General features: G+C 35.2%; 27 protein-coding genes. 19 read left to right on the top strand and 8 right to left on the bottom strand.

Translation table 11 applies throughout. The features are described from left to right. The first annotated feature begins 153 nt into the window (after nt 1–153). The 12 genes from EHQ24_RS01615 (at nt 154) to EHQ24_RS01565 (ending at nt 9,941) form a co-directional block, all read left to right on the top strand. Nucleotides 154–450 (top strand): type II toxin-antitoxin system HigB family toxin, encoded by a 297-nt coding sequence (locus EHQ24_RS01615; protein WP_135599969.1) that lies wholly within the window; start codon nt 154–156, stop codon nt 448–450. Continuing rightward, a complete protein-coding gene (locus tag EHQ24_RS01610; protein WP_135599952.1) occupies nt 447–848 on the top strand; it encodes a helix-turn-helix domain-containing protein in 402 nt (133 codons plus the stop codon). Before EHQ24_RS01615 ends, EHQ24_RS01610 begins: the two co-directional genes overlap by 4 nt. 251 nt (nt 849–1,099) lie before the next feature. After that, on the top strand, nt 1,100–1,837 hold the full coding sequence (locus tag EHQ24_RS01605) for an adenylate/guanylate cyclase domain-containing protein (RefSeq protein WP_135599951.1): 738 nt from the start codon (nt 1,100–1,102) through the stop codon (nt 1,835–1,837). Between the two features lie 11 nt (nt 1,838–1,848). After that, on the top strand, nt 1,849–2,373 hold the full coding sequence (locus tag EHQ24_RS19500; protein ID WP_482793355.1) for a Pycsar system effector family protein: 525 nt from the start codon (nt 1,849–1,851) through the stop codon (nt 2,371–2,373). A gap of 202 nt (nt 2,374–2,575) precedes the next feature. Continuing rightward, nucleotides 2,576–3,493, top strand: a complete 918-nt coding sequence (locus EHQ24_RS01600) for a restriction endonuclease (RefSeq protein WP_135599950.1) — start codon at nt 2,576–2,578, stop codon at nt 3,491–3,493. 583 nt (nt 3,494–4,076) lie between these two features. Then, a complete protein-coding gene (locus EHQ24_RS01595) occupies nt 4,077–4,736 on the top strand; it encodes a hypothetical protein (RefSeq protein ID WP_135599949.1) in 660 nt (219 codons plus the stop codon). A 3-nt stretch (nt 4,737–4,739) separates the two neighbouring features. Continuing rightward, nucleotides 4,740–5,777 carry a sensor histidine kinase gene (locus EHQ24_RS01590; RefSeq protein WP_135599948.1) on the top strand — a complete coding sequence of 346 codons (1,038 nt, stop codon included), beginning with the start codon at nt 4,740–4,742 and terminating at the stop codon, nt 5,775–5,777. A gap of 164 nt (nt 5,778–5,941) precedes the next feature. Continuing rightward, on the top strand, nt 5,942–6,253 hold the full coding sequence (locus EHQ24_RS01585; RefSeq protein WP_135599947.1) for a transposase: 312 nt from the start codon (nt 5,942–5,944) through the stop codon (nt 6,251–6,253). Then, nucleotides 6,205–7,125, top strand: coding sequence for an IS3 family transposase (locus tag EHQ24_RS19460; RefSeq protein ID WP_135599946.1), 921 nt, complete (start codon nt 6,205–6,207; stop codon nt 7,123–7,125). The genes EHQ24_RS01585 and EHQ24_RS19460 overlap by 49 nt, the downstream gene beginning before the upstream one ends. Nucleotides 7,126–7,287: 162 nt before the next feature. Then, on the top strand, nt 7,288–8,220 hold the full coding sequence (locus EHQ24_RS01575; protein ID WP_135599945.1) for a Fic family protein: 933 nt from the start codon (nt 7,288–7,290) through the stop codon (nt 8,218–8,220). 488 nt (nt 8,221–8,708) lie between these two features. Continuing rightward, the gene (locus EHQ24_RS01570; RefSeq protein ID WP_135599944.1) at nt 8,709–9,272 is read left to right on the top strand and encodes a DUF4256 domain-containing protein; all 564 of its coding nucleotides are present in this window, start codon (nt 8,709–8,711) and stop codon (nt 9,270–9,272) included. Nucleotides 9,273–9,281: 9 nt separating this feature from the next. Next, a complete protein-coding gene (locus EHQ24_RS01565) occupies nt 9,282–9,941 on the top strand; it encodes an SOS response-associated peptidase family protein (protein ID WP_135599943.1) in 660 nt (219 codons plus the stop codon). A 134-nt stretch (nt 9,942–10,075) separates the two neighbouring features. On the opposite strand, the gene EHQ24_RS01560 is transcribed toward EHQ24_RS01565, so the two are convergent. Genes EHQ24_RS01560 through EHQ24_RS01550 form a run of 3 tightly spaced genes read right to left on the bottom strand, consistent with a single transcriptional unit; the run spans nt 10,076 to nt 11,410 of the window. Further along, nucleotides 10,076–10,546: an SRPBCC family protein gene (locus tag EHQ24_RS01560; RefSeq protein WP_135599942.1), complete on the bottom strand. Its 471-nt coding sequence runs from the start codon at nt 10,544–10,546 to the stop codon at nt 10,076–10,078. Between the two features lie 47 nt (nt 10,547–10,593). Next, a complete protein-coding gene (locus EHQ24_RS01555; protein WP_135599941.1) occupies nt 10,594–11,067 on the bottom strand; it encodes an SRPBCC family protein in 474 nt (157 codons plus the stop codon). Then, entirely contained in the window at nt 11,030–11,410 is a 381-nt protein-coding gene (locus EHQ24_RS01550) for an ArsR/SmtB family transcription factor (RefSeq protein ID WP_135599940.1), read from the bottom strand. Before EHQ24_RS01550 ends, EHQ24_RS01555 begins: the two co-directional genes overlap by 38 nt. Before the next feature lie 223 nt (nt 11,411–11,633). Here EHQ24_RS01550 and EHQ24_RS01545 point away from each other — a divergent pair, with 223 nt between their 5' ends. From EHQ24_RS01545 to EHQ24_RS01535, 3 genes are all read left to right on the top strand, one after another. Continuing rightward, entirely contained in the window at nt 11,634–11,960 is a 327-nt protein-coding gene (locus tag EHQ24_RS01545) for a DMT family transporter (protein WP_135599939.1), read from the top strand. A 35-nt stretch (nt 11,961–11,995) separates the two neighbouring features. Beyond that, nucleotides 11,996–12,511, top strand: coding sequence for a MepB family protein (locus EHQ24_RS01540; protein WP_244310256.1), 516 nt, complete (start codon nt 11,996–11,998; stop codon nt 12,509–12,511). A gap of 144 nt (nt 12,512–12,655) precedes the next feature. After that, nucleotides 12,656–13,486: a hotdog family protein gene (locus EHQ24_RS01535; protein ID WP_135599937.1), complete on the top strand. Its 831-nt coding sequence runs from the start codon at nt 12,656–12,658 to the stop codon at nt 13,484–13,486. Here EHQ24_RS01535 and EHQ24_RS01530 read toward each other — a convergent pair. Further along, nucleotides 13,476–14,207 carry a pseudouridine synthase gene (locus tag EHQ24_RS01530; protein WP_135599936.1) on the bottom strand — a complete coding sequence of 244 codons (732 nt, stop codon included), beginning with the start codon at nt 14,205–14,207 and terminating at the stop codon, nt 13,476–13,478. The two genes, EHQ24_RS01535 and EHQ24_RS01530, sit on opposite strands and share 11 nt — an antisense overlap. A 34-nt stretch (nt 14,208–14,241) precedes the next feature. On the opposite strand from EHQ24_RS01530, the gene EHQ24_RS01525 reads away from it, so the two are divergent. The 3 genes from EHQ24_RS01525 (at nt 14,242) to EHQ24_RS01515 (ending at nt 18,901) form a co-directional block, all read left to right on the top strand. Next, complete coding sequence (locus EHQ24_RS01525; RefSeq protein WP_244310255.1) at nt 14,242–16,128, top strand: ABC transporter ATP-binding protein; 1,887 nt, start codon at nt 14,242–14,244, stop codon at nt 16,126–16,128. Between the two features lie 57 nt (nt 16,129–16,185). Continuing rightward, entirely contained in the window at nt 16,186–17,310 is a 1,125-nt protein-coding gene (locus EHQ24_RS19390) for a methyl-accepting chemotaxis protein (protein WP_135599935.1), read from the top strand. Between the two features lie 70 nt (nt 17,311–17,380). After that, entirely contained in the window at nt 17,381–18,901 is a 1,521-nt protein-coding gene (locus tag EHQ24_RS01515; protein WP_135599934.1) for an SDR family oxidoreductase, read from the top strand. Here EHQ24_RS01515 and EHQ24_RS01510 read toward each other — a convergent pair. Continuing rightward, nucleotides 18,888–20,630 carry an alkyl sulfatase dimerization domain-containing protein gene (locus EHQ24_RS01510; protein ID WP_135599933.1) on the bottom strand — a complete coding sequence of 581 codons (1,743 nt, stop codon included), beginning with the start codon at nt 20,628–20,630 and terminating at the stop codon, nt 18,888–18,890. The genes EHQ24_RS01515 and EHQ24_RS01510 overlap by 14 nt on opposite strands. A gap of 349 nt (nt 20,631–20,979) precedes the next feature. On the opposite strand from EHQ24_RS01510, the gene EHQ24_RS01505 reads away from it, so the two are divergent. Continuing rightward, nucleotides 20,980–22,089, top strand: a complete 1,110-nt coding sequence (locus EHQ24_RS01505; protein ID WP_135599932.1) for a hypothetical protein — start codon at nt 20,980–20,982, stop codon at nt 22,087–22,089. 43 nt (nt 22,090–22,132) lie between these two features. On the opposite strand, the gene EHQ24_RS01500 is transcribed toward EHQ24_RS01505, so the two are convergent. The 3 genes from EHQ24_RS01500 to EHQ24_RS01490 form a co-directional block, all read right to left on the bottom strand. Further along, on the bottom strand, nt 22,133–23,185 hold the full coding sequence (locus EHQ24_RS01500) for an MBL fold metallo-hydrolase (protein WP_135599931.1): 1,053 nt from the start codon (nt 23,183–23,185) through the stop codon (nt 22,133–22,135). 10 nt (nt 23,186–23,195) lie between these two features. Continuing rightward, nucleotides 23,196–23,996, bottom strand: a complete 801-nt coding sequence (locus tag EHQ24_RS01495) for an SUMF1/EgtB/PvdO family nonheme iron enzyme (protein WP_135599930.1) — start codon at nt 23,994–23,996, stop codon at nt 23,196–23,198. 138 nt (nt 23,997–24,134) lie between these two features. Beyond that, nucleotides 24,135–25,796 (bottom strand): sulfatase-like hydrolase/transferase, encoded by a 1,662-nt coding sequence (locus tag EHQ24_RS01490; RefSeq protein ID WP_167483035.1) that lies wholly within the window; start codon nt 25,794–25,796, stop codon nt 24,135–24,137. Nucleotides 25,797–26,037: the final 241 nt, after the last annotated feature.

Genomic DNA, 26,037 nt, shown 5'->3' with positions numbered 1-26,037 from the left:
CCGCAAACTCCGTGCCAGTCCCTAACGTCCCGTTGGGACTCAGGGTCAGGGAACGTCGTCTCCCCTAGTTCGTTATACGAAATCGCAAGAAAACTTCCCTAAAATTATAAAAAAGAATTTGACTTATCTCATTTTGAGATATTTTTGGATGAAGTGCATATTATCAGCTGGAAGAAACTTGATGATTTTATAAATAAGCATCCTAATGCTGAATCTTCACTCAAAAGCTGGTTTAAAATTGTTAAAAACACATCTTTTAAAGATTTTAATGAATTAAGAAAAGTTTTTAACTCTGTTGATCAAGTTGGTAATCTTACAGTTTTTAATATTAGTGGAAATCATTTTAGATTGATCGTAGCTATTCATTACAATCGACAAAAAGTTTTTGTACGGAATATTTTAACTCATAACGAATATGACAAAGGTAAATGGAAAAAGGAGAATTTATGATTCAAGATATTGAAAAAGTTAAGAATGTTTGGCATGATGTTAAAGATATTCTCTCTGTTCCACACACTGATAAACAATATAAAAAACTTGTGAAAGTTTTAGATGAACTTATTGATGAAGTTGGTAATAATGAAAAACATCAACTTGCTCCTCTTCTCGAAACCGTTGGTAATCTGATTGAAGAATATGAAAATGATCACTTTATTCAGCCTAATGCTGAACCAGTTGAAGTATTAAAGTTTCTGATGGAAGAAAATAATCTTACTCAGAAGAATTTAAGCATTTTGGGTAGCCAAGGTGTTGTTTCTGAAATATTGAATGGAAAAAGAGATTTAAATGTTCGGCAAATCAAGGCTTTGGCTGAAAAATTCAATATTTCTCCCGCTGTTTTTATATAATCTTTTAAATTGCGACTTCGTATAACAGCGACTAACCGCTTCGCTTCGGGACTTGCGCCCTCGCTCGGTCTACGACACATAGGCTTTTGTCACTCCTCTTGCTTACGCAAGCATCGCGCCAATCCCTAACGTCCCGTTCGGGACTCAGGGCCAGCCTACGTCGGTTAGTCTAGTTCGTTATGCGTAATATCTGAAAATATTACATTTTTGAATTGATGAGCAACCACTACATAAACAAAACATAAAGTATCATGGCAGAATACGATTATATAGAAGGCAAGAAAAGAATAGATGAAATTCTAGATAACAAACTAGAAGTAATTGAAAAAGACGAACTTCCTAATGATTCCGATTTTACTTTCAAAAATTCTTATTTTAGTTGGGTTACTTCGATTTTCGTAGATATCAGGGATTCAAGTATACTTTTTTCTGATCAGGATAAGCCAAAAGTATCTAAGATTATAAGATCTTTTAGCTCGGAAGTAATCGAAATACTTAGAAAAAATGATTCTCTAAGAGAAATTGGAATTAGAGGAGATTGTATCTATGGAATATACACAACTGAATTAAAAAGCAAAATCTATGATATTTTTGAAATGTCTATGTATATCAACACATTCATGAAAATGCTAAATAAGCTCTTAACTAAAAAAAGTTTACCCACGATAAAAGTCGGGATAGGTTTATCGACATCCAAAGAACTAGTAGTAAAAGCAGGTCGTAAAGACACAGGAATTAACAGTAAAGTCTGGATTGGAGAAGCAGTCACAAAAGCATCAAATTTATCTTCATTAGGAAATAAAACTGGCTACAAACCAATAGTATTATCAAATAACACATATATCAACATAATTGACCAATTCATAGAAAAATGCGGCGACAATTCGAAATCATGGTTTGACCAAAGTACGCACAATGAATACGGAATAATCTATGACGCCAATCTAATATTAACAGAATTCAATGATTGGATCGAAAAAAATATATAAAAGAGAAACACATGAAGAAACTCGAATATTTGCATGCAAGTCTACTTAACATTCAGGAGTTAATCAGATTTACAGATCAGAAAGTAGCAGCTGTATTAGTCATATGTGGAATACAAGTCTCTGTTTTTACGGAAGCCCTAAAAAATGTTAAATTGAACTTAGATATATTAAATTTACATTTTTTTATCCTTTTTATTCTTTCATTTTTATTCTGCATCTTAATGATTTTGATACTATACTATAGTATTTTCAGAGTTCTCAAGCCTGGTTTTGCAGAAAATTATACAGGCAATGAATATTCCGTTTTTTATTTCGAACACATAGCCCTAAACAACAAAATCAAATTGGAAAACGCTATTAAAAAGCTAACTAAACAAAAGCAAGAAATTGAACTAAAAGATCAAATTTTCGAAATAGCGAAGATTTTATATAGGAAAAACAAGTCTTGCTCTTCCATCATGTACCTCCTTTTTTATAGCATACTTGATCTATCTGGGTTCTTATTCTTTTCAAAATTTAACTTAGATTTTATTTAAAAAAGCAGATACTACGCATAACAGCAGGGAAACGCTGCGCTTCGGCACTCACGGCCTCGCTTGGGCTACGCCACATTCCCTTTCTGTCACTCGTTTGCATCCGCAAACTCCGTGCCAGTCCCTAACGTCCCGTCGGGACTCAGGGTCAGGGAACGTCGTCTCCCCTAGTTCGTTATCTGCAATCACCAGAAATTAAACAGCCATGAATACAATAACAACATTAATAAGAGACTTATTTTCACCACTCGCAAGTATACTTGGAGTATTCTTAACTTTATACTTTGGTATCTTCTATGTTCCATCCTATATAGAAGAGACAAAGAACGAAAAAATCGAGAGAATGAATGAAGCCTTAATCGATAGAATACAAGAAATTGTATACAATGAGAAAAACCTAGACGAAGAATTTATTGCTACAATGATAAAAGGATTAGAACTAAAATCTAATACAAAATACCCTTTCACAACAAAGGAACTTCTTACTCAAACCCAAGAGAGCTTCATTAATAATCGATTTATACCTATAATACAAAGATATAAATATTTTAATCAAATTCAAATACTAAAAGAATCATTTATTGAAAGACCAGTTAAAGAAATAGAAAACAAGAGTGAATATGACCTCCTTAGTGTTTTTTCGACTATTCTATCTGTATTAATAACAATCTTAAGTACCTTTGGAATTTTTCTAAAAAATAAGAGAAATAAAGAAATAGAAATTGAGACTCAAATAATAAAAACAACAGATAAAATTGCTGAATCTATATTCAAAGCAGTTGAATTTGAAAAACGAATACTTGATTTACTTAATAGATTAGAGATACCCATCGAAAAACCAAACTCGCAAGAAATGGGTTATGATTGTTCCATAAACATAAGAAACACCAAATATTATGTTGAAATTAAATCGACACGAAATCCAATTTCAGTGTCTAAGGTAGAGCAAATTATTCAAAAATTGAAAATTTTGGAAGGGAATTTTATACTAATTTCAAATAGTAGATTAAGCCAACCTGCTCATAATTTAATACAAGAATTTAACAAATCAAACAAATTTAAATTCATATCAATTGCTACTGATGATTTCGAAGAAATTGAAGAAAAATTAAAAAACATTTAGTTAACTGGTGACTGCAGATAACAGCAACTTAACGCTTCGCTTCGGCACAAGGCCTCGCTCGGTCTGCGACACATAGGCTTCTGGCACTCCCCTTGCCTACGCAAGTGTCGTGGCCAGTCCCTAACGTCCCGTTCGGGACTCAGGGCCAGCCTACGTCGGCTAGTCTAGTTCGTTAATTGCAATTAGTTGATCTTCAGAAGAAAACGCGCAAATTTTTTAAGAGGGTTTTGTCGATTAACGCTTTGGAAGAGAACAATTAAAACTGTCCTCTCCATTAAAGTGCAGTTAAAGATTTTTGCTTTTTAAGATTTAAGAGAAATTTGCGCTGGATTGTAGGACCCTTTCGACTTTTATCTTATTCTATACTAACTAACTGCAATTAACAGCGCCTTAACGCTCACTCGGGCTCTTTTCCACTGCGCCTCAGATTTCTGATGAAATCTAGGCTTTGTGGGACCCTCGCTCGGCCTAAAGGCACATTCCGTGTTACGCTAACGCCTCCTACAGAGGCTCAGCTACACGGAACGTCGTTAAGGCTGATTCGTTATACGACATTTCGAAAAAATAAATTTGGAGATACAACATGTTTTTTGTAATAGGAAGACCAAAATCACTAGAAGATCTAAAGGGGATAATCGAACAAAATGTTGGTGAACTAAGAAAAAACACCTCTATTGCGGTGATCGATGATGAACCATTTATTTCAGGAAATAACTTACGGGATAGAGATTTTAACATAAAAGAAATAGGTGATATAAAAGCCATTCAGTCAATAGCATCTTATCCAGTCGTATTATGCGATATAAAAGGTGTTGGAGCTGCATTTAAATCCGAATACGAGGGAGGATATATAATTTCCGAGATTGTAAAATATTTCCCACATAAAGTAGTAATTGCATATACTGGGGAAAGATTTGATCCTACTTACAATAAATTCTTTCAACTTTGCGACTTTACGATGAAGAAAGATAGTACTTTAGACGAATGGGCTGATGCATTAGATCAAGCGATAAAAATAGCAGTAAATCCCATAAATCAATGGATAAAAACAAGAAACCGTCTACTTTCAATGGGAATATCTTCTATAAATTTAATCAAAATTGAAAATGCTTTTGTAAACAGCGTCATCACAAATGAAAATAAATTTCATAACCAAAAAGTTCTAAACATTTTGCAAGCTGATATGAAACAGATTATGTTAAATTTAATTGCGAATGTAATTACAAAAGGAATTGGTATTTAAAGAATGCTTCCATTCTATAACCGATATGATAAAAAAATATATCACGGAACTGTATTCTCATTAAATTCATACTGTAGCGAGATCTTTGGTGATAAATGCATAAGGCACTATGAAAAAATTAATAAACCAGGTATAAGTATATGTCCATATGGTTATAACACGATAGTCACAGATATCCTCAAAAATAAAATCTACAGCTCCCTCTTAATCAAAGATAAATTTAACGATAAGAAATTATCATCAATCAAAAGTAAAAACAATTTTCTCACAGAAGAAGAGGTAAGAAAAGCAATATCTGTAGAATCAAATCAAGAAGCTACATTGTTACAAATAAATGATGACAAAGCACTAATAACGGATGTTTTTCACGAAGTTCGTAAAATCAATAGAGACTTGGTCACTCAAAGTACCGAATTATCGAAAATATTACATGAACAATATAACGATGACGATGCAACAAGCCATTTAAATTTGATTCGAAATATTCTTGCATCGACGAACCTCTTATCTATCAGATTAGATTCGTATGAATATTTTCACAATCCAGAGGCGATCACGACTGCCAAATTATCAAATATATCAATATACAAGAAATTTGATAAAGTTAAAAAAATTCTCTATACAACATGCAAATTTAAAAAAATTCAAATAAACCTAAATGGATATTCAAAGATGACAATCAACGGATTCCAAATATTTGATATTCTACCATATATTCTAATTGATAATGCCGTCAAATATTCACCATCGATGGAAGAAATAAATATAACTTTTGATGATAAATTAAAAAAAATTGAAATTGAAAATATTGGTCCAGAAATAGATCCCACAGAATTACAAAAACTTTCACAGAAGGGATTTCGCCCAAAAAATTCGCTAGGTTATCAAGGCACTGGAACAGGATTATTTTTAGCAAAGCAGATTTGTAAGCTACACAATATAGAAATAAGCTTTAATAGTAAATTCGCATACAAAGTTTCAAGTATAAATGAAAATCACCATAAATTTAATGTAACTTTAGATTTTCGAAACGTCGTATAACAGCGACTAACCGCTTCTCTTCGGGACTTACGCCCTCGCTCGGTCTACGACACATAGGCTTTTGGCACTCCTCTTGCCTTCGCAAGCGTCGTGCCAATCCCTAACGTCCCTAGTATTCCCCCAAATAATTGGACATTAAAATAAAGCCTTCGCGAAGGAGCAATATGAATCGCGAAAGAAGAGGCTATCCTCATGAGTTTAAAATTGAATCGGTAAAACGTTATCTAGAAAATGGAAGAAGAGCCAAATATACTGCAGACGAATTAGGTATACCTGAATCGACTCTTAGGGAATGGAGAGATAAATATATGACTGAAATCAAAAAAGAAACTAGTCCAGTTACAGTTAAACAGGGGAAAAAAGAATTTGAGTCCATTCTTAAAGAAAAGGAGAAACGAATCCAGCAACTTGAAGAAGAGGTTCAGATATTAAAAAAGTCAATCGGCATTTTCACAAAGGACTCACGACAAAAATAGGAAAGTATCAGTTTATCAAAGATAACAAATCCTGTTTTAAAGTGGTGAAAATGTGCAAGGCGTTAGAAGTCTCAAAGAGTGGTTTTTATAATTGGAAAAATCGAAAGTTAAGTAGAAGAAAAGTATTTAATTTACTCTTACTTACTGAGATAAAACAAATTCATACGGAGTCATTTGAAATTTATGGAAGTCCTAAGATACATAAAATTCTGTTATCAAAGGGGTATCTATGTAACAAGAAACTAGTTGAACGTTTGATGAAAATAACTAATTTACGTAGTAAAACTGTCAAAAAGTTTCATCCCACTACCACTAAGTCAAATCACGGTAAAAGTATATCACCCAATTTATTAAAGAGGAATTTCACAAGCAAAATGCCTGGCTGTGTTTGGTGTTCAGACATTACCTATCTAGAAATTAATGGTAGATGGTTTTATCTAACAACTATTATAGATTTGTATAATAGGGAAATAGTCGGCTGGGAATTAAGTGAGAGCTTAGAAACAAATTCTTTAATTTCGTGTTTAGATAAAGCGGTTAAACTTCATAAACCAAAACGAAACTGTATTTTTCACTCTGATCGGGGAATTCAATATGCCTCGAAAGAATTCAGAATGAAATTGAATGACAATAAGATGAAGCAAAGCATGAGTAGGAAAGGTGATTGTTGGGACAACGCAGTTTCTGAGTCCTTTTTCAAAACGTTAAAGTCTGAATTAATTAGGCATGTTAAATTTAAAAGTATAGAAGAAGCAAAGAAGAATCTCTTCTTTTATATCGAAATATTCTACAATCGAAAAAGAATCCATTCTACTTTAGGCTTTACTTCCCCTATTGCATTTAGAAAGTTATATGAAAAGCGATGTGCTTAATTTACTGTCCGAAATAAACGGGGAATACCACAGGGTCGGGACTCAGGGCCAGGGAACGTCGTCTCCCCTAGTTCGTTATACGAAATCTCCAAAAACCATCCCAAAAGGGACAATTAATGAATTGCATTCATATCGGATCGGCTCAAAATATGATTATCCGATATGAATCTCACCCTACTAAAAAGCATTCAGGGAAAGAAGAAAGAACTCGATAAACTACGACCTTTACCCGTTGCCATTGTAGATAAACTTAGAGAACAATTTTACCTAGAATGGACATATAACTCTAACGCTATCGAAGGAAACACACTTAGCTTACAAGAGACTGATTTAGTTTTAAGGCAAGGTATTACGATTGGAAATAAAAGTCTTAGGGAACACTTCGAAGTCATCAACCATAAAGAAGGAATTGATCATATAGAGAAAATTATAAAGAAAAAGACATCAATTTCCCTTAATTTAATTCGTGAAATTCACGGTATTATTCTAAAAAATATTGATGATGAAGAAGCAGGAGTTTTCAGAAGAACAAATGTGCGTATCACTGGTGCTACACATATTCCTCCAAGTGCTGCAAAAGTTTATAATCTTGTTGATGAGCTTGTCGAATGGTATTACATCAATAACAAAAAATTATCTATTCCTGAACTTGCTGCTTGGTTTCATTATAAGCTAGTTTTTATTCATCCATTTATTGATGGAAATGGAAGGACTGCTCGATTACTGATGAATTTAATTTTAATGCAAGAAGGATTCCCGCCAGCAGTTATACTCCATCTTGATAGGAAAAAATATTACAGAGTTCTTCGAGAGGCAGATAATGGAAAAACTTCGGGCTTTCTAGACTTTGTAGGTAAGTCTATAGAAAGATCTCTAATCATTTACTTAAACTCGATTAGAACCGATTCGCCAAAAAACAAACAAGGATATATTACTTTAAAAGAAGCTACAAAATATTGCGATTATTCATTAGAATATCTTTCGCTACTTGCAAGAACAGGGAAACTTTCCGCTGTTAAATTCAATAGAAATTGGATGACTACAATTCAAGCAATTGAAACTTACTTGGAGGAAGTCAGCCCAAAAAACGAATAAGATTCAATAGAATGGAGACTTCGTATAACAGCGACTAACCGCTTCACTTCGGGACTTACGCCCTCGCTCGGTCTACGACACATAGGATTCTAGCGCAATGTTAAAAAATATGCGATAAAAACTATTTAAAATCCTGAAAGAAATAATAAGATGGAGAGTTGAATTTATTGATAAGACAGGTAAATCTGATACTCCGATTTGATAAAATTAAAACAAGACTCATTAACTGCTCATTGAGACCAAAGATACCCAGATCCTCTGAGCAACAAGGAAATGAAATTTGCGATCACAAAAAAAACCTCTAGAAACTAACAGAGACAAATAGTCCATAACAAATCCAACCCAAAGGATATCAAATTCATTTAGAGCGAATTTATTTTTTACAGAAAGGGAGTGACGAAAATTTAAATTTTATTATAGTTTCCCAAGTGAAATCAATTTCTATTCCTAATTTCACTGTATAGATATCTACGAAGGAATCTAAAACGATGAATAATAAAAGAAAACTGTCTCAGAAACAATCTGAAGAAATCATCAAAGAGTTAAAAATTCGTTTTGATAAAAATAAAAGCCGGCATCCAGATATAGAATGGAACAAAATAGAAAGTAAGTTAGAAACCAATCCAGACAAGTTATGGTCTCTCTATGAAATGGAAAAAACAGGAGGGGAACCAGATATTGTAGGTTATGATAAAAAAACAAATGAGTATATTTTCTACGACTGTTCTCCTGAAACCCCCAAAGAGAGAAGAAGTATTTGTTATGATCGTAAGGCATTGGACTCAAGAAAAGAAAATAAACCCAAAAGTAGTGCCTTAGAAATGGCTGCTGCTATGGGAATCCAATTATTAACTGAAGAGGAATATAAAGAGTTACAAAAAATTGGAACCTTCGATGCAAAAACATCTAGTTGGATATTAACCCCTTCTAATATTAGGAATTTGGGTGGGGCATTATTTGCAGACTTCCGTTACGGAACGGTATTCATATACCACAATGGTGCAGAATCGTATTACGCTGTTAGAGGGTTTCGCGGTTCTCTTCGATTGTAAAAGAATTCAATGTCAAATTTATTTATAAACAGGTTGATTGCTCTTGAAGAACATCAAAACCGATGGGAAAATTTTTCAGTTATTGATACTAACTATGAAGAAACATATCGTAAATATTCTCAAACTGGACTTGCGATAAAACCAAATGATATTGTTTGGTTCCTACGACAAATAAATAACAAAATCTCACTTTGCTCTGGAACATGGGGAACCAAACAATCTTTTGCCAAAGATCGCTTAATTACAACCACTCAATCTGAACATATACTTTCTTCATCCTTTTGGGAAAAATATTCAGACAATCGTTGTTTAATTCCAGTAACAGCTTATTTTGAATGGCAAATGCAACGTAACGGCAAAAAACATAAATTTAGAATTGAGTTTAAAGATAAAAACTCTTACTTTGCAGGAATCTGCGGAACAAAACCCGATGGATTACAAAATTGGGTTACGATCGTCACACAAGTAGCCAACGAAAAAACAGCAGAAATCCATAACTATGGAGATAACAAACATAGGCAACCAGTTGTGATTCAAAGAGGAAATCAAATCCTATGGTTAAATTCTAAAATAACAAACAACTTTGATTTACAGAAACTAATAACGCAATTTCAGTCAGATGAAATAATCACCGAAGATTTAGATTATGAACAAACGTTATTTGGATGATACTAAGTAAATAGTTTACTTAGTATCATCGCCAATTCCTGCCACTATTCCGGTCTAGTTGCATGGCAAAGAAATAAAATATCAGTCTTTTCGATTGATAAAGATGGGTTCATACGAACCCTTCTTTATTTGATTCAATTCATATCATCGATCTTAATATCATCGGGTGACGGCCGTCCAACACCGAGTTCGACAAACTCACGTAGACTGAGTAAAAAAGTCGCCCATTTCATACTACAATGAGCTGTGAACTCGTTTTCCTCTCTCCAATCCCGATGACGAAAATACAGAATTGTCATTTTTTCTCCATCTGGTGTTTTTCCAGAACTCAATTGAAAATCGATATGAGAACCAATCCAATCCTCTGGACCAGAATTACATTCCCATAACAATTGTTTGGGATCTAATTTTTGAACTTTCATTTCGATCGCATTTCCATGTCCAAATCCAAACTGGATGGATTCACCTACGGAAGAAATACCTGTAACAAAACTTCCATTCACCTCCCTAGTCCACCAACTACTTAGCCCATTTTTTGTGGTAAGCGCTTCCATCACCTCCCTTTCTCCAGCCCTAATTCCTACTTTATGGTAAATCCCATTCATAAAATTCTCCTTAATTTTCTTTTTCTATTTGTTATGTTTTTATAAAACTATTCTAAAATTGATTTCATCCAATGACTCAAACCGTCGAGTATACTTCTCCAACCATGGTTATGCATTTTAATTTGAAGTTCACTGCTTAGGTCTTCATGAATCAAAGTAACTAAGGTTGTTGTTTTTTGTTTGTTATTTTTTGTTTCAAGTTTATTATCCTTTACTTCTTCAAAGGTAACAGTAACAAGAGTATCGCGGTTTTCCGTGGCATGAGAGCGCCAAGTAAATACTAACTTATAAGGTTCTTCAATAGTAATGTATTCGCCATAATGTGGAAGGATTTTGCCATCAAGTTCCATGTTAATTAAAAATCGACCACCTGGCCTCGGATCCATAGTTACGGATTCAATACCAATACCTTCTCCCGATAAAAACCAAAGAGAAAAATCTTTAGCGTTCAGCCAAGCTCTGAAAAGTTTTGTTGGATCGGCACTAATTCTTTTTTCGACTCTTAGAACTTTTTGGTTCATTTTCTTTTTCCTCTAAAAAATTTTCCAGCCTTGCCAGTTTGTTTGTCCAAAACTCTTGATGATATTTAATCCAATTGGTTGCTTCTAAAAGAGTTTGGTTTTGTAATTCCAGACGGAAACTACGCCCATCTTCGGGGGCACGAATTTTCCTTACAAGTTCCGCGTCGGTAAGCACTTCTATATGTTTCGCAACACCCGCAAAAGACATTGCAAAGGGTTCTGCCAGTTCGGAAATACTGAGCGAACCCTTACGAAGCCGAATCAACATTTGCCTTCTCGAATGGTCTGCCAAAGCGGCAAATACTCGATCTAAAATTTGTTCCTTTTTTCTCAATTCAACCATTTAGTTGAATAAATCAGTTCGTTTTTTTTAGTCAAATATTAAACCATTTGGTTTAATATTTTTTTTAAGAAATAAATACCGGTCGAAAGTATATTTAGAGAATTAAATATAAGTTTGGTAAAAGAAAGCTGCCAAGAATACAGGTTTGTTTCCTCAAGGATTTATTTTATATAAGATTTACATTGGAAGATAGAAAAGAAAACCTATCCTTTAGGAAGTGGATATGAACTGGATTTTGCTCTTGGTTGCTGGTCTTTTTGAAGTAATGTTTGCTTTTTGCTTAGGAAAGGCAAAAGAGGCTACTGGAAATGAAAGTTATCTATGGTATTTGGGATTTTTTATCTCATTAACCCTTAGCATGGTATTACTCATTATAGTAACGAAAGAATTGCCAATTGGTACAAGTTATGCGGTCTGGACAGGAATCGGAGCTGTAGGAACTGTGCTCATTGGTATTTTATTTTTCAAAGAACCAACCGAATTTTGGCGACTTTTTTTTCTATCTACCCTCGTTTTATCGGTAGTTGGATTGAAATTCGTGTCTCACTAAAATATCTAACATTATCAATCAAAATGGCTAAAAATGTGAACAAAACGGAATGGATTCCTCTTTTTTTAAAGGACACAAAAGAGAAGTTATTTGATAGATTTGAATTACCTCTGACAAATGTTCAGATAGAATCAGAAAGTAATGAATATGATGCCTGCCATTTCCAAGTTAAAAATATCAAAATAAGATACCGTAAAGCAAAAATTACTCCAAAAAAAACTGGGTTATTCGTAACTTTATGGAAAAGAAACCAATTAGGTATAACGGAACCTTTCGATAAAAAAGATAATACAGACATTTACTTAATTTCAACTAACCAAAAAGGTAAAATAGGATACTTTATTTTCACTAAACAAGTATTAAATGAAAAAGGAATCCTAACAGGTAAATATGAAGGCAAACGCGGATTTCGTATTTATCCATCTTGGGACAAACCAAACAACAAACAGGCAATAACGACACAAAACTGGCAAAAACTCTACTTCGCAGACCTAACTGAAAAAGACACGGATTTAGATTCGATTCGAAAGTTATTCAGTTTATCTAAATAGAAGTTCAAATTCCTTTTCTTATTGATTAAAAGTCAAAAATCATAATTTAAAAAAAATTAGTCTTTAAGAATCAAATAAATTTAGAATGGTCGGTATACCTTGAATTTTTCTTTACCGCCAATTTAGAATGAAGAAAACGGTGGTATGAGTCAAATTTTTCGTAAAAACTTAACCACACACCATTTCGATTTGGACTGGAACCGCCATGTCACAAGTAGAACATACGAAAAATTTGGTTATGATGCGAGATGCGATGTTTTAAAGGAATTTGGATATTCCATAGAACTAATGTTAAACTCAAATATTCGTTACCTTCCAGGATCAACCTATGTTAGGTTTTTAGACCAACAATTTGCAGATTCGGAGGTCACAGTAGAATCACAAATATTCCGCCTGGATACAGGAATTCTATTGTGGAAACAAACCATATTAGGATCGAATGGGAAAAAAGCCTGCGAATTAGAAACAACATCTAGTTTAGTTCAGGATGACAAAATCATTCAGATTTTAGCCATTCCAGAAATTGATATAGATCCTCACAAGTTTACCATCCATCCAAAACCAACCAGACAAAATACGGCCGAACACAATTATTATATTCCTTTTAGCGATATGAACTGTTTTTGGAATTTACCTTCTGATTCAATATGGAAAATTTTTGAAGAAGGTCGTTTTTTATTTTTTAAAGAAATTGTAGATTTGAGTTTAATCAAAGAAACAGATGCTACTACATTCTTTATGGGTGGAGAAATTTTAATCAATAAACAACCCGAGCCAGGCTCACATGTAAAAATTTTAAGTTGGATTGAAAGTTTTGAAAAAATTCGTTTTTACTTTAGACAAGATATCATCGATTTAAATGGAAACTTATTAGTCAGCATGAAAGACGAACAACTGTTTGTATCTCTTTCAAAGTCTCGTCCTAGAAAAGCACCGGAAGCATTCTTCAATAAAATTGAAAGGTTTATTGAATGATTGGAGTTTTTTGTTTGAGGAGGATTTCCTCATCTGTTGTTAACTCCCGATAATTGCCTATCGGTAAAGTTGGATCTAATACCAACTGTCCCATTTTCATTCGTTTGAGATAAACTACTTCTTTTCCCAAACTTTGAAACATTCTTCTAATTTGCCTATATTTTCCTTCTTTCAACCAAACTGTAACGATTGTGGGAGAATCTAAATTGGGAATTTCAAGTTTTGCTGGTAAAGTTTTGTATCCATCATCCAGTAAAATTCCTTTTTCAAAACTAAGTATGTCTTCGTTTGTCACTGGATCTGAAATTTCTGCGTAATATTCTTTTTCAACAAAATGTTTCGGAGAGGTGTAATGGTGAGCTAGTTCCCCATTAGTAGTGAATAATAACAAACCTTCTGTTTCTTTATCTAGACGACCCACTGGAAATAGTTTCATATTCCTATGTCTTTCACTTAAATAATCCATGACTGTTTTTTCACGCAGATCTTCTGTTGCCGTGATACAATCTGGTGCTTTATTCATCATAAAATAATAAAATTCTTTTCGGGTTAGTTTCTCTTCATAATAAATGATTTCATCAGCAAGTGAAACCTTAAAACCAGGATCTTTGATCACTACTCCGTTGACTTTAACTAGTCCCTGGTGAATCTCTTTTTTGACATCGGAACGAGAACCTAGGCCAAAATTTCCGAGAACTTTATCCAATCGATCTTTTGTCATATATAAAAATCAAACTTTCTGTTAGAAAGGTAATTTGCAATCAGTAATTCGTCATTCTGAGTTGGATTCCTATCAAAAAATTGTATCGAAAACAAAAGGGAAAAACAATCTAACAGGTATGGCCAATACCATTTTAAGAATTTTAAAAACTTCTCGAATTGCCTTTGATTTAGCTTATAAAAGTTCCCCACTTTTAACTGCACAAATTTCTATTCTCACTATATTTAACGGATTGTTTCCATCGTTACTGGTATGGATCGGAAAACTAATCATCGACTCTATCTTAAATGCAAAATCGAATTCAAACAATTGGTCAGATTTATTACAATCGGATGCCGTACAATTAGTATATTTAGAAGCATTACTCACTATATTGTATTTTGGTTCACAAAAATTCTATAACATCTCTTATACATTACTCCGCATTCGTTTAGGGCAAGAAGTGAACGAAAGAATTCTTTCGAAGGCCATTCGTTTAGAACTCACTCATTTTGAAGATTCAGAAACTTACGACAAAATGACGCAGGCAAGGACAGAGGCTTCTTCAAAACCATTATCGATGGTAACAAGATTTTTTACAATTATCCAATCCTCAGTTACCATTATTAGTTTTTTTGGCCTTCTTGTTAAACTATCTCCGCTTGCTTCTTTTATCTTAGTGATCGCGGCCATCCCTTCCTTTATTGCAGAAACAAAATTTTCAAATAATAGTTTCCGACTATTCCGATGGAAGGCAAAAGAAACGAGAGAACAAGTTTACCTAGAAACACTGATGGCAAGAGAAGACAATGCTAAAGAAATTTTATTATTTAACTTAGGAAAAGAATTTTTAAATCGATATAAAAACAACTTTCAAAGAATTTATAAGGAAGATAAAAAACTAACAATCTACAAAGGAGTTTTCAGCTTCCTTCTTGGACTACTAAGTCAATTTGCTTTTTATGGATCCTATATTTGGATTGTATGTCTTGCTTTGTTAAACAAGATTTCATTGGGCGAGATGACAATGTATCTTGTCATTTTTAGGCAAGGCCAAAATACTTTCTCTAATGCACTTTCTGCCTTTGGTGGAATTTATGAGGATCATTTATATATCGAAAACCTGAGAGAATTTTTGGATTTACCAATCCTCAAACAGTATGGAAATGCAAAAGGAAACCACCAAAGATTAGGAATTGTTTTCGACTCTGTTTCTTTTTTATACCCTGGTTCCAAACAACCTTCTTTATCCAATGTTAGCTTTGAATTAAAACCAGAAGAAAAACTTGCGATTGTAGGAGAAAACGGATCTGGTAAAACAACTCTAATTAAACTTTTAACACGTTTGTATTCACCTACATCTGGTAAAATCTATTTAGATGGAATCAATTTAGAAGATTGGGATGAGGAAACTTTACGGAAAAGGTTCGGAGTCATTTTTCAAAACTTTGTTCAGTATCAATTCAAAGTGGGTGAGAACATTGGAATGGGTGATGTATTAAAAAATCAATCAGAGGCAGAATGGATTCCTGCCGCAAAATTAGGTATGGCGCATGAATTTGTAACCAATTTAGAAAATGGATACGAAACTAGACTGGGAAAATGGTTTAAGGATGGACGAGAACTCTCTGGAGGACAATGGCAAAAGGTAGCTCTTTCTCGTGCGTTTATGAGATCCTCAGCAGACATCTTAATTTTAGATGAACCTACTTCAGCCATTGATGCAGAAGCAGAAATGAAAGTCTTTGAACATTTCAGAGAACATACACAAGGAAAAACAGTAATCCTTATCTCACATCGTTTTTCAACTGTAAGAATGGCTGATCAAATTTTAGTTCTTGAACAAGGAATAAAAACAGAATGGGGAAGCCATGAAGAACTTCTAATCAATAAAGGAAAATATGAAAAACTTTTTCGATTGCAACAAGCTGGATATCAATAGCTGAATCAAACTATCCGATATTATATGTAGGTTTATTTCGAACAATAAGGATAAGATATGGAAGACAGTTATTCTAACCTAGGGATGCGAAAACTTAAAGATCTTATCGATTCATTTGGAGACAGATCCAAAGAAATTGGATCTGTTGCTGGATCTATCCAACAAATTGCAAAACAAACTAACTTATTGGCACTCAATGCATCTATAGAAGCCGCAAGAGCAGGAGAACATGGGCGAGGATTTGAAATTGTAGCTAATGAAGTCACAAAATTATCCTTTCAAACATCCGAAGCTACAAAAAAAATCTCTGAAATATTATCTCGCATCAATATCGAAAATTCTTCAGCCAATGCAGATGTTTTTGAAATGGAAAAACAATCGATCATAGATTACGCCGAACTTTGGACAAATAACATCGCCAAAGAACTTGAATCTAAATTTTATATCATGGCAACTTCACTTTACGGTCTCAAATTTTTAATTCAGAGTTTAGTTCATGCTAATATTGGAATGAAAAGAGAACATTTACTTCTCATTTTACAAGAATACTTAATACAGAACGAACAACAGCTGGCATATGCAATCTGCTGTGAACCAAATGTTATTGATTTAATGGACTCTGAGTATACAAACAAAGAAGGTCATGATTCCAAAGGTAGATTTGTTCCTTATTGTCATAGACATACTGGACGAATTTCCATTGAACCGTTACAAGGTTATGATACTGTCGGGGAAAACGAATGGTATACTCTCCCCCGTGATTTAGGAGAGGATGTCATGATGGAACCTTATGATTATCCAATCGAAGGGAAAACAGTAAAGATGACAAGTCTTATGACTAATTTATTTTTACGTTCTAAATTTGCAGGAATATTGGGAGCTGACTTTTCCTTGGAACAATTACAATCAGAGTTATCCCCTAAAAAACTTTTTGGATTTGGCAAAACATCTCTCATCACTTTCAACGGGACCTTTGCATCTCATCCAGAGATAGCATTTTTAGGAACTCCCGCCGACTTTCTCAGCGATGAAGCAAAACGAAAAATCCAAAATGGCGAAAGTTTTACCTTTATCGACAATTCAAATACAGCAAGGATTCTAAAACCCGTGCGCATTGGTCAAAGCAAAAGACCTTGGAGTATTCTTGTGGAATTCAATTTACTTTCTGCTTTAAAAAAATAATCATTCCTGAACTTTCCAAGCCGTGAGATTAGATACTTGATTCGTCATCGCGAACCAAAACTCTGGTTTTATGGACATCGATTCCTTGTTACAGGATTTAAAAACACTTTTGGATTCCCCGAAGGAACTTGTAACTATCTCCGATGAAAAACGATTGGAACTCATGATCCTCTGCGGGAAAATTTCTCGTCCAGATCGTAACGAAGTAAGGAAAAGAAACCGCACGATTCGCGTCGAAAAAAAACAAACTCTCAAAGTTCAGGAAAAACAAAAAACTGCCCTAACTGGAATTAGACGAGCCAGAGAAACAGCAGTATTCCAAGCACCTCTTCAAATTTCCAATACTGCTGGATGGTCTTGGGACAAAGCAGAAGAACTATCGAATCCCAAACCTTGTTATATTTGCAAAACACCGTTTACAAAACTTCATTTTTTTTATGATTCCATGTGCCCTAGTTGCGCAGAACTCAATTATTCCAAAAGATTTCAAACCGCAGATCTTCGTGGGACAGTCGCAGTCATTACCGGATCCCGACTAAAAATCGGATACCAAGCCACCTTACTTCTATTACGTTCTGGGGCTCGTGTCATAGCTACTACAAGGTTCCCGAATGATTCAGCAATTCGTTTTTCCAAAGAAACCGATTTTCACTTATGGAAAGACCGGCTGCAGATTTTTGGACTCGACTTACGACACACACCGAGTGTAGAAATCTTTTGTAAATTTTTAGAAAATCATTTAGAACGATTAGACATACTCATTAATAATGCAGCACAAACGGTAAGACGCCCCCCTGGTTTCTACGGCCACCTTCTCGATACAGAAAAACTATCCCTTTCTGAATTACCAATGGAGGCCCAAAAACTACTTAGTTTTTATCAACATTGCAAACAAGAATTAGATTCTTACAGATCTGATTCGGAAATGAGAGACACTGCCACGGCACTTGCTGTGAGTTGGAATCACAAAACTCCTGGTGTTGGAATTCGTTCTTCTGCAGCCCTTTCCCAGATTCCCTATTCACACGATAATTCCCATGAACTAGAAGCAGTATTCCCTGAAGGAGAATTGGATGCTGATTTACAACAAGTTGACCTTCGCAAAACCAATAGTTGGCGACTAAGGCTTGGAGAAATCAATACTTCAGAAATGTTAGAAGTTCAATTGGTAAATGCAGTGGCACCATTTGTATTATGTAACCGTCTTGTTGGGATCATGCGTAGAGACAATACGGGAAAAAAACATATCATCAATGTGTCTGCAATGGAAGGAAAATTCCATAGATTTAAAAAAGAAGACCGCCATCCACATACGAATATGGCCAAAGCAGCTCTGAATATGATGACTCATACCTCAGCAGAAGATTTTGCAAAAGACGGAATTTTTATGAATGCAGTGGATACGGGTTGGGTGACTGATGAAGACCCTATCGAACTTGCAAAAAGAAAACAAGATCTCCATGATTTCCAACCGCCATTAGATATAGTCGATGGCGCTGCGAGAGTCATTGATCCCCTGTTTGACGGTGTCAATACAGGGAAACACTGGATTGGAAAATTTCTGAAGGACTACTTCCCTATTGACTGGTAGGAATCTGTAACGTCAGGATTTGTTCCTTCGGCGAAAACTTCTTTAAAAACTGCGTAAAAGATAACAAGTTCCCTTTTTTAAATCGAAACTTAAGAAGTGTAGCGGCTGGTGATTTCAACCGAGTCAACATTTCTTTCCAATCTTGGGAATTTAGTTCCACAATTAAATTGGTATCTTCGAATAAACCAGGAATCACTTCTGCTATCCCTTTTCTCAGATGGATGGTGTAAGATTCCTTCGTATCAAAAAAAACAAATCCAACCTTTTCGTCTGTTTCGATACTTAGTTTCGGATCCAAATTGGTAACAAAACTACTTAAAATTACTTTTACCGGATAACGCCTTAACAATTCAGGGCTCGGTCTTACCTTAATTTTAGCAACAAACCGGTTCCGTAACTCCAAGGCTTCTGTAAGATAATAGTGTTTTGCATTGGCATTGGATTCTGATGCTCCCAATTTTTCAAGGGCCTCAATTCGCAAAGGAATTGCATCTGTTAACTTTGGATCATGGCGCAGTAGATAACCTGATAGTGTCAATACTGTTTGATATTCTTTTGATTGAAGTTTACTTTTTGTATACTTGAGTAAATTCTCGCTTCCACCGGCTAAATCCACAATCAAATCGGCATAAACCTTTCGGTCTAAGGGATGTAATTCTGCTGCATCGCCACTGAACCAACCCAAATTTCCGGTAAATGCAGAGCGCACAGACCAAGATACTTTTCCATAAATTTCTTTAAGATAAGGAGATTTTTTTAAATGTTCTGGTAGTTGGATCAATTCCACCAAATCATCAGGATGGTAACCTGAATTGATACCACGTAACGACTGATCATGTACAAATTGTACGGCATCACGATAATCAGTCACTATATCATAAATATTTGATTTTCCTGATATCGGTTTTCCATGGCTTGGGACTAAATGTTCTGGTTTTAGTTTTCTGATGATATCCAGTGACTCATACCAATGTTTCAAACTACGAAACCAAGTTCCACGGATTGTATATAAATTGGGAAATGCTTTATAAATATTATCACCTACAAATAAGATATTTTTTTCTGGATGATAAATATAAATTTGATCATCGGTTTCACCCGGTGCATGGATGAGTTTCAGTTTTATCCCAGACACTTCAATGTCGAGTGTGTCAAGAAAGGTTTTTGTTGGAGGAACAAAATCTAATTTTGTATCCGCATTGTATCCTTGGTAGGGTCCAATTCCTACATTGACTAAATCACTTTTTTCTAAATAATTTCCAAACATTCGAGCACTTCTTGTTCCAATGATGGGAGTAGTTTCACTGGCTAGTTTTTGAACGGTAGGAAGTAAACTCTCATGTGCATAAACTTCCGGTGATCCATCAGTAACAAATGACCCAGAACCAAAAATATGATCAGGGTGACTATGTGTGTAAATGATAGCTTTGATTGGCAAAGAAGAAATTTTTCTAAAGTCTTCTAAAACTTGTTTTGATGCTTTTAACTCATCTAACGTATCAATAATGACGAGGCCATCTTTTCCAACGACTAAGATTGAGTTGGCAATTCCATAACCAACGGCAGAATAAACTCCAGGAGCTACTTCATAAATTTTTTTTTCAAACTCTGTGTTAAACTCTTCTAAATGAACATGGCTGGAATCATTTAAAGCAGTTTTTGATTTTGTAGAATGACAATAGGCCAATAGAATTAGAAAAAAACATAGGATTAATGATTTAACTTTCATATAAATTCATAGTAATCCAACCAAACTCTAAGGAATAAAGATAGTTTTGTATTCAGCCTAAGGAACCTTTCCATTTAAACCCACTACATTGTGCGAATTGTATAATCAATCGTTTGCCACGTATTTTATTGATTGTTATTGTTTAATTTGAATTACAAATCCAAACAACTAACACGAAAAAGGTGAATACAGATTGTTAACATACTAGCGAATAAAAAAAAAGTATGATTTTCATCTATGTACTAAGCAATAAATACAATATACTGGAAATATATCTGCAATAACGGATTTCTGCCTACTCAATGTGGGTCTTTAGAGAACAGTGTCCAAAACACTACCGAGAGACCCCATGAAACAAATCCTATGGATCCTATCCCTTATCCTGTTCGTAATATCACCTCTTTTGGCACAATCTACGACAAAAGAACCCGCAATCCTCTCCCAAACTAAGGCAGAGGCTCAAAATTCCAAACCTGAAGAAGAGGCGACCGAGAAGGAAAGGTGGCGATTTCTCTTCTACGCTGGCGCAGGAAAAGCCGATATCCAAACCAATCCGAACATCCCTTTTGCACATAGGGATCCAAATTCAGGACTACTCATCAATCCAGGAATTGGTAAAAGAACAGGGCTTACAAGTGCTGGCACGACTAATTTCCCTTCCGACGGATCAGGAACCAACCAAGGAACTGTTTTCACATTGGCTAACGACAAATGGTTGTTTGCTTATGGATATACTTCTATCGATTTAAAAATGTCACCTGCAAATCAAGGCACTGTTCCGATTCGTTCTTTTGATTCTTCTTCCGAACACATTGTTCGAAATATCCGAGTGGATTATACACAAAAAATTTCTGATTTAGTATCTGCCGTTTTTTCTGTTAGGCAATTTTTAAGAACAGGGAATTACGAATGGAACAATGTGTTAGAAACAACAAATGTATCAAACTACTATGTAGCCTTTCCTAAATTTCAAGTGAATGATAATATGAAAATCAATATCTATTCACTCGGTTTTAAATTCAATTATTTCAAAAATTTGGAAATTGAACCTTACTTTCAATACCGCGATGCCAGATTTTATGCCAATGTCTTTTCTACAGTAGGAGTGATACAAAGATCAGACAATTTACTTTTGCCATCCGATCCTGCTGCGATTGGCGGAGCTTGGGCTTACCAAGGGCTTGGTAGTGCTTATGCTCTCCCATTATACAATGCCATAGATAAAGAATTTGGAAACGTTGGTTTACGTTTACAATACCATCCCTATAAGTTTTTATTTCTAAGGTCTGATGTGAGACGAAATCCCGTCCTTGCCGCTTGGGAAGTGAGAGGGTCTGCCACAGTTTTTTTTAACAAATATTTTGGCATTACCTTAGGTGGTATCTATGCCGAAGCGGAAATCAATCCACTTAGTTTACGTGGTTGGGAAATTGGCCCTACATTTACTTATTTGTTTTAATTTAGGACCAAACACCCCTCACATAGTTACAAATCGATATCAATCATGGTAAAGGAATTTCAATTCTTTTACCATCGTGAGCAATGATTAATTCTCCATGAAACACTTTCTGAATAGGATCTTTATAAATGGCCTTGGTTTGCACATATCCTTTTACAAAAGGAATCATATGAGTTAAAACTAAAGTTTTTACCTTTGCGGCTTCTGCCAAATTTCCTAGTTCTGTTGCATCAATATGGTATAATTGGATATCCTTCATAATTTTGGCAAGTCTTGGATTTTCAATGGATTCATAAGCCTTTTCAACTTTTGCAATCATTGACTTATTCATGACTTCGGAAATTAAATAATCAGCACCAAACGACTGTTTCTTTAAAAATTCCGAGTTAGCAGTATCACCGGAAATCACAATGGATTTGCCTTTATATTCCACTCGGTAACCCACTGCTGGTTCCACTGGTTCATGATTGACAAAGAAACCATGGACAACAACCCCATCTTTCTCATAGATAATTTTAGAGGATCCATCTGATTTCGGAGAAAATTCATTTGTTTTGGCCCCTTTCCACTGTGATGGCATAACCGCCTCTCCATGGTGTTTGGTGCGGTAATGATATTCCAATTGATAACTCTTTAAAAATCCATTTACAAGATCCGAAATCCCTTTAGGCCCATGAACTGTAAGCGGTTTTTGCCTTCCCAGTAACCAACTGCGATCAATCACCTCCCCTAAATCTGCAAAATGATCCGAATGAAAATGGGTAATGAAAACAGCACCGATTTCAGAGACAGGCAGATGTAATTTTTCCATCGCCATGGCAACTCCATCTCCCGCATCAAATAATAAAAATTGTCCGTTCACAAATATGGCTGTGGAATTTTGAATGCTCTCCGAAGGAAGTGGGGAACCTGTTCCCGTGAGAACAATGGTAATTTTATCTTTGTCCAAAAGTTCTTTTGCCGCTTTGACTTTTACTGTTGTGCTTTCGTTGACACGGCTGAGGACAAAACGATCCCAAGAACAAGAAAGTGTGAGTGAACATACAGACAAAAATAAGATCTTGAAATAGAGTGATTTGGTTTGATTTGACTTCATAAATTTTCCTTTAGTTTTTAATTGAATCAAAATGAGTTCGTTTTATAGTTCGAAACCCAATATGGTTACTCGCCAATTGGTCTTCTTGAGGTTGTTTTGCTGCTGATCTATATCGTTTGCAGTAATTTGGCGAACAAAGATAAGATCCACCTTTGATCGTATGGTATTTTGTTTTGTCTAAAGTTTTGTCCACAGGCCAAGGATCTGCAGTATACTCCCAAACATTTCCGATCATATCATATAAACCGAATTTATTTTTCGCAAAACAACCAACAGGTGAAATTCCAACAAATCCATCTTTCCCTTCATCTAAGTAAGGAAATTCACCTTGCCAAGTATTGGCGTTTTCCTGACTTCCATTCGCTGCGGCCCATTCCCACTCCACTTCTGTCGGTAAAGTACGTCCCTTCCATTTTGCATAAGAATTAGCATCTTGATAACTTACTGCGACTACAGGATATGATCCCTTCCCTTCGATCGAAGAATTTGGCCCATCGGGATGACGCCAATTCGCTCCTGGCACGTAACGCCACCAATCAAAAGCTGAGTTTGGTTTAAAATCCTCTTTCGGTTTTTGAAAAACGACGGCTCCTGGTTCATTCAGTTCCAAATCGTTCGGTTGTATGTTTGATAACAATTTAGTTTCGGCTTCCGTTTGATAACCTGTCTCCCAAACAAATTTAGCAAATTCATCATTGGTAACTTCTGTTTCATCCATCCAAAATCCAGAAACTGTTACGGAATCAATCGGTGATTCTTCCGGATATACATTGGATCCCTTTTCAAATTTTCCAGAAGGAACCCAAACCATTCCGGGGAAATTTGGATTCGCATTGGATTTCTGATAGTGACAAATATGTTTAGTTCCCCATTGACTTCGAACCAACGAACAGTCACAAAACATAATAAATAAAAGTAAAACCGTATATTTCATACTAGGTGATAAAAATTAATTCACCCAATATGTATATTCATCATCTGCTTCTTGTTTTTGATCCAGAGTTTTATCTATGGAAACAGGAAATTCAATAAATGACGGCCAAAGTGGTCCAGGCATTTGTTTGTTATAATGATCTAATAAACTTTCTAACTTTGCCAATCTATCAGGAAATAGAGAAACAACATTTTTCTTTTCCAAGGGATCAACTTCTAATTGAAACAACCATTTCTTTTTCGGACGTTCTGTCCGAATTAATTTCCATCCATCTGCCTGCACTGTTTGGTAATACCCGTCACTCCAAAAGAGTGGTCTTGGTTTCTGAACCACCTGGCCTTTTAAATAAGGCAAAAGATTCTCACCATCAATTTTTCTATCTAATGGTAGTTTTACGCCAGCGGCTCCCGCTACCGTAGGCAAAATATCAATATTCGTAATCGCATTTTGGTATTTTGTTCCTGGTTTGATATGGCCTGGCCACTTTGCAACATAAGGAACACGAATTCCACCTTGGAATAGTGTCAATTTCCAACCACGATAAGGCGAATTCACATCAGGTAACCCGATATAATTCGGGGCTCCGTTATCACTTGTAAAAATCACAATTGTATTTTTATCTAACCCTTCTTCTGACAATGAATCTAAAATTTTTCCAACACTTCGATCTAAAGAACGAATCATACTCAAATACACTCTTTTTCGATGATCTTTGATATGCGAAAGTGCATCATAATCTTCCTTACTTGCTTGTAAGGGAGTGTGAACAGCCCAGTGAGCTAAGAACAAAAAGAAAGGTCTATGTTTATTTGTTTTGATTACCTTCACAGCTTCATCAGTAAAATAATCTGTCAAATACCTACTGGGTTCAAACCACTTACCACCATTATAACTCACGCCAAACCGCATATTCGGCCACAAAAAACGATCAATCGGATCAAAATCCTGTTTTGAATTATAAACATTTGGATCATCGACAGGAAGATACAACCCACTCTCCATAAACAAAGTTTCGTCAAACCCTTGTTTGTTTGGACGCATTTCTTCTGTACTTCCCAAATGCCATTTTCCAATGTGAACCGAGTGGTATCCTCGTTCTTTCAAAACTTCAGCAATGGTAATTTCCGAACCAGGCATCCCTAACTCATTAAAACTTTTGGATTTTTCGGCTTTTTCTTTATCAATCACAACGGGATACAATCGGTTCGGATCTGCATATAAATCAGCACCCACTCTTGCGAGTGCTCCTGGGGTGGGAGTATATTCCACTCCAAATCGAGAAGGATATCTTCCGGTCAGTAACGCTGCACGAGAAACCGTACAAACAGCACTCCCTGAATACCCAGAATCAAAACGCACACCATCCTTCGCTATGGAATCAATATTAGGTGTAGGAACTCCTAAGTCCGCATAACCACCACCATACGTAGTGACATCATTAAATCCTAAATCATCTGCCATAATGACAATGACATTCGGTGGGCGACTCGTGAGTGGTTCTTTGGAATGATCCGGCCCAGTTTGCCAAGGTACAGGATGGTTGGGTTCCCTCGGATGACGGATGTCAGTAATCCAACCCAGAGAATAACGAAGTAAAAGCAATCGATTGTAATAGAGAACACCTAAAAGGATAAAAAGAACAAAAACGGCTGCGATTAGTTTTTTAAAAAGTTTCATTTGAAAATAAAAGTCCCTTGTATGAAACTAAATTTTCTCGAAGGAAAACGCCAAGATCTAAGTGGTAAGTGAGTTTTTATAAAAATGAAAAACTGCCAAATCCATCCAATCCAATGAAAAATCGAACAATGGATTAAACAAAACAAATTCGAAGAGCTCCTCCCTTACTTATCGCAATGCATTGCAAGGGCGAGTCCCGAAAGTAAAACCCATAATCAAAAATAAAAACCGTCTGACGGCC

The sequence above is a fragment of the Leptospira noumeaensis genome, from assembly GCF_004770765.1.
Lineage (GTDB): Bacteria > Spirochaetota > Leptospiria > Leptospirales > Leptospiraceae > Leptospira_A > Leptospira_A noumeaensis.
This window is presented reverse-complemented; position numbering and strand designations above follow the sequence as displayed.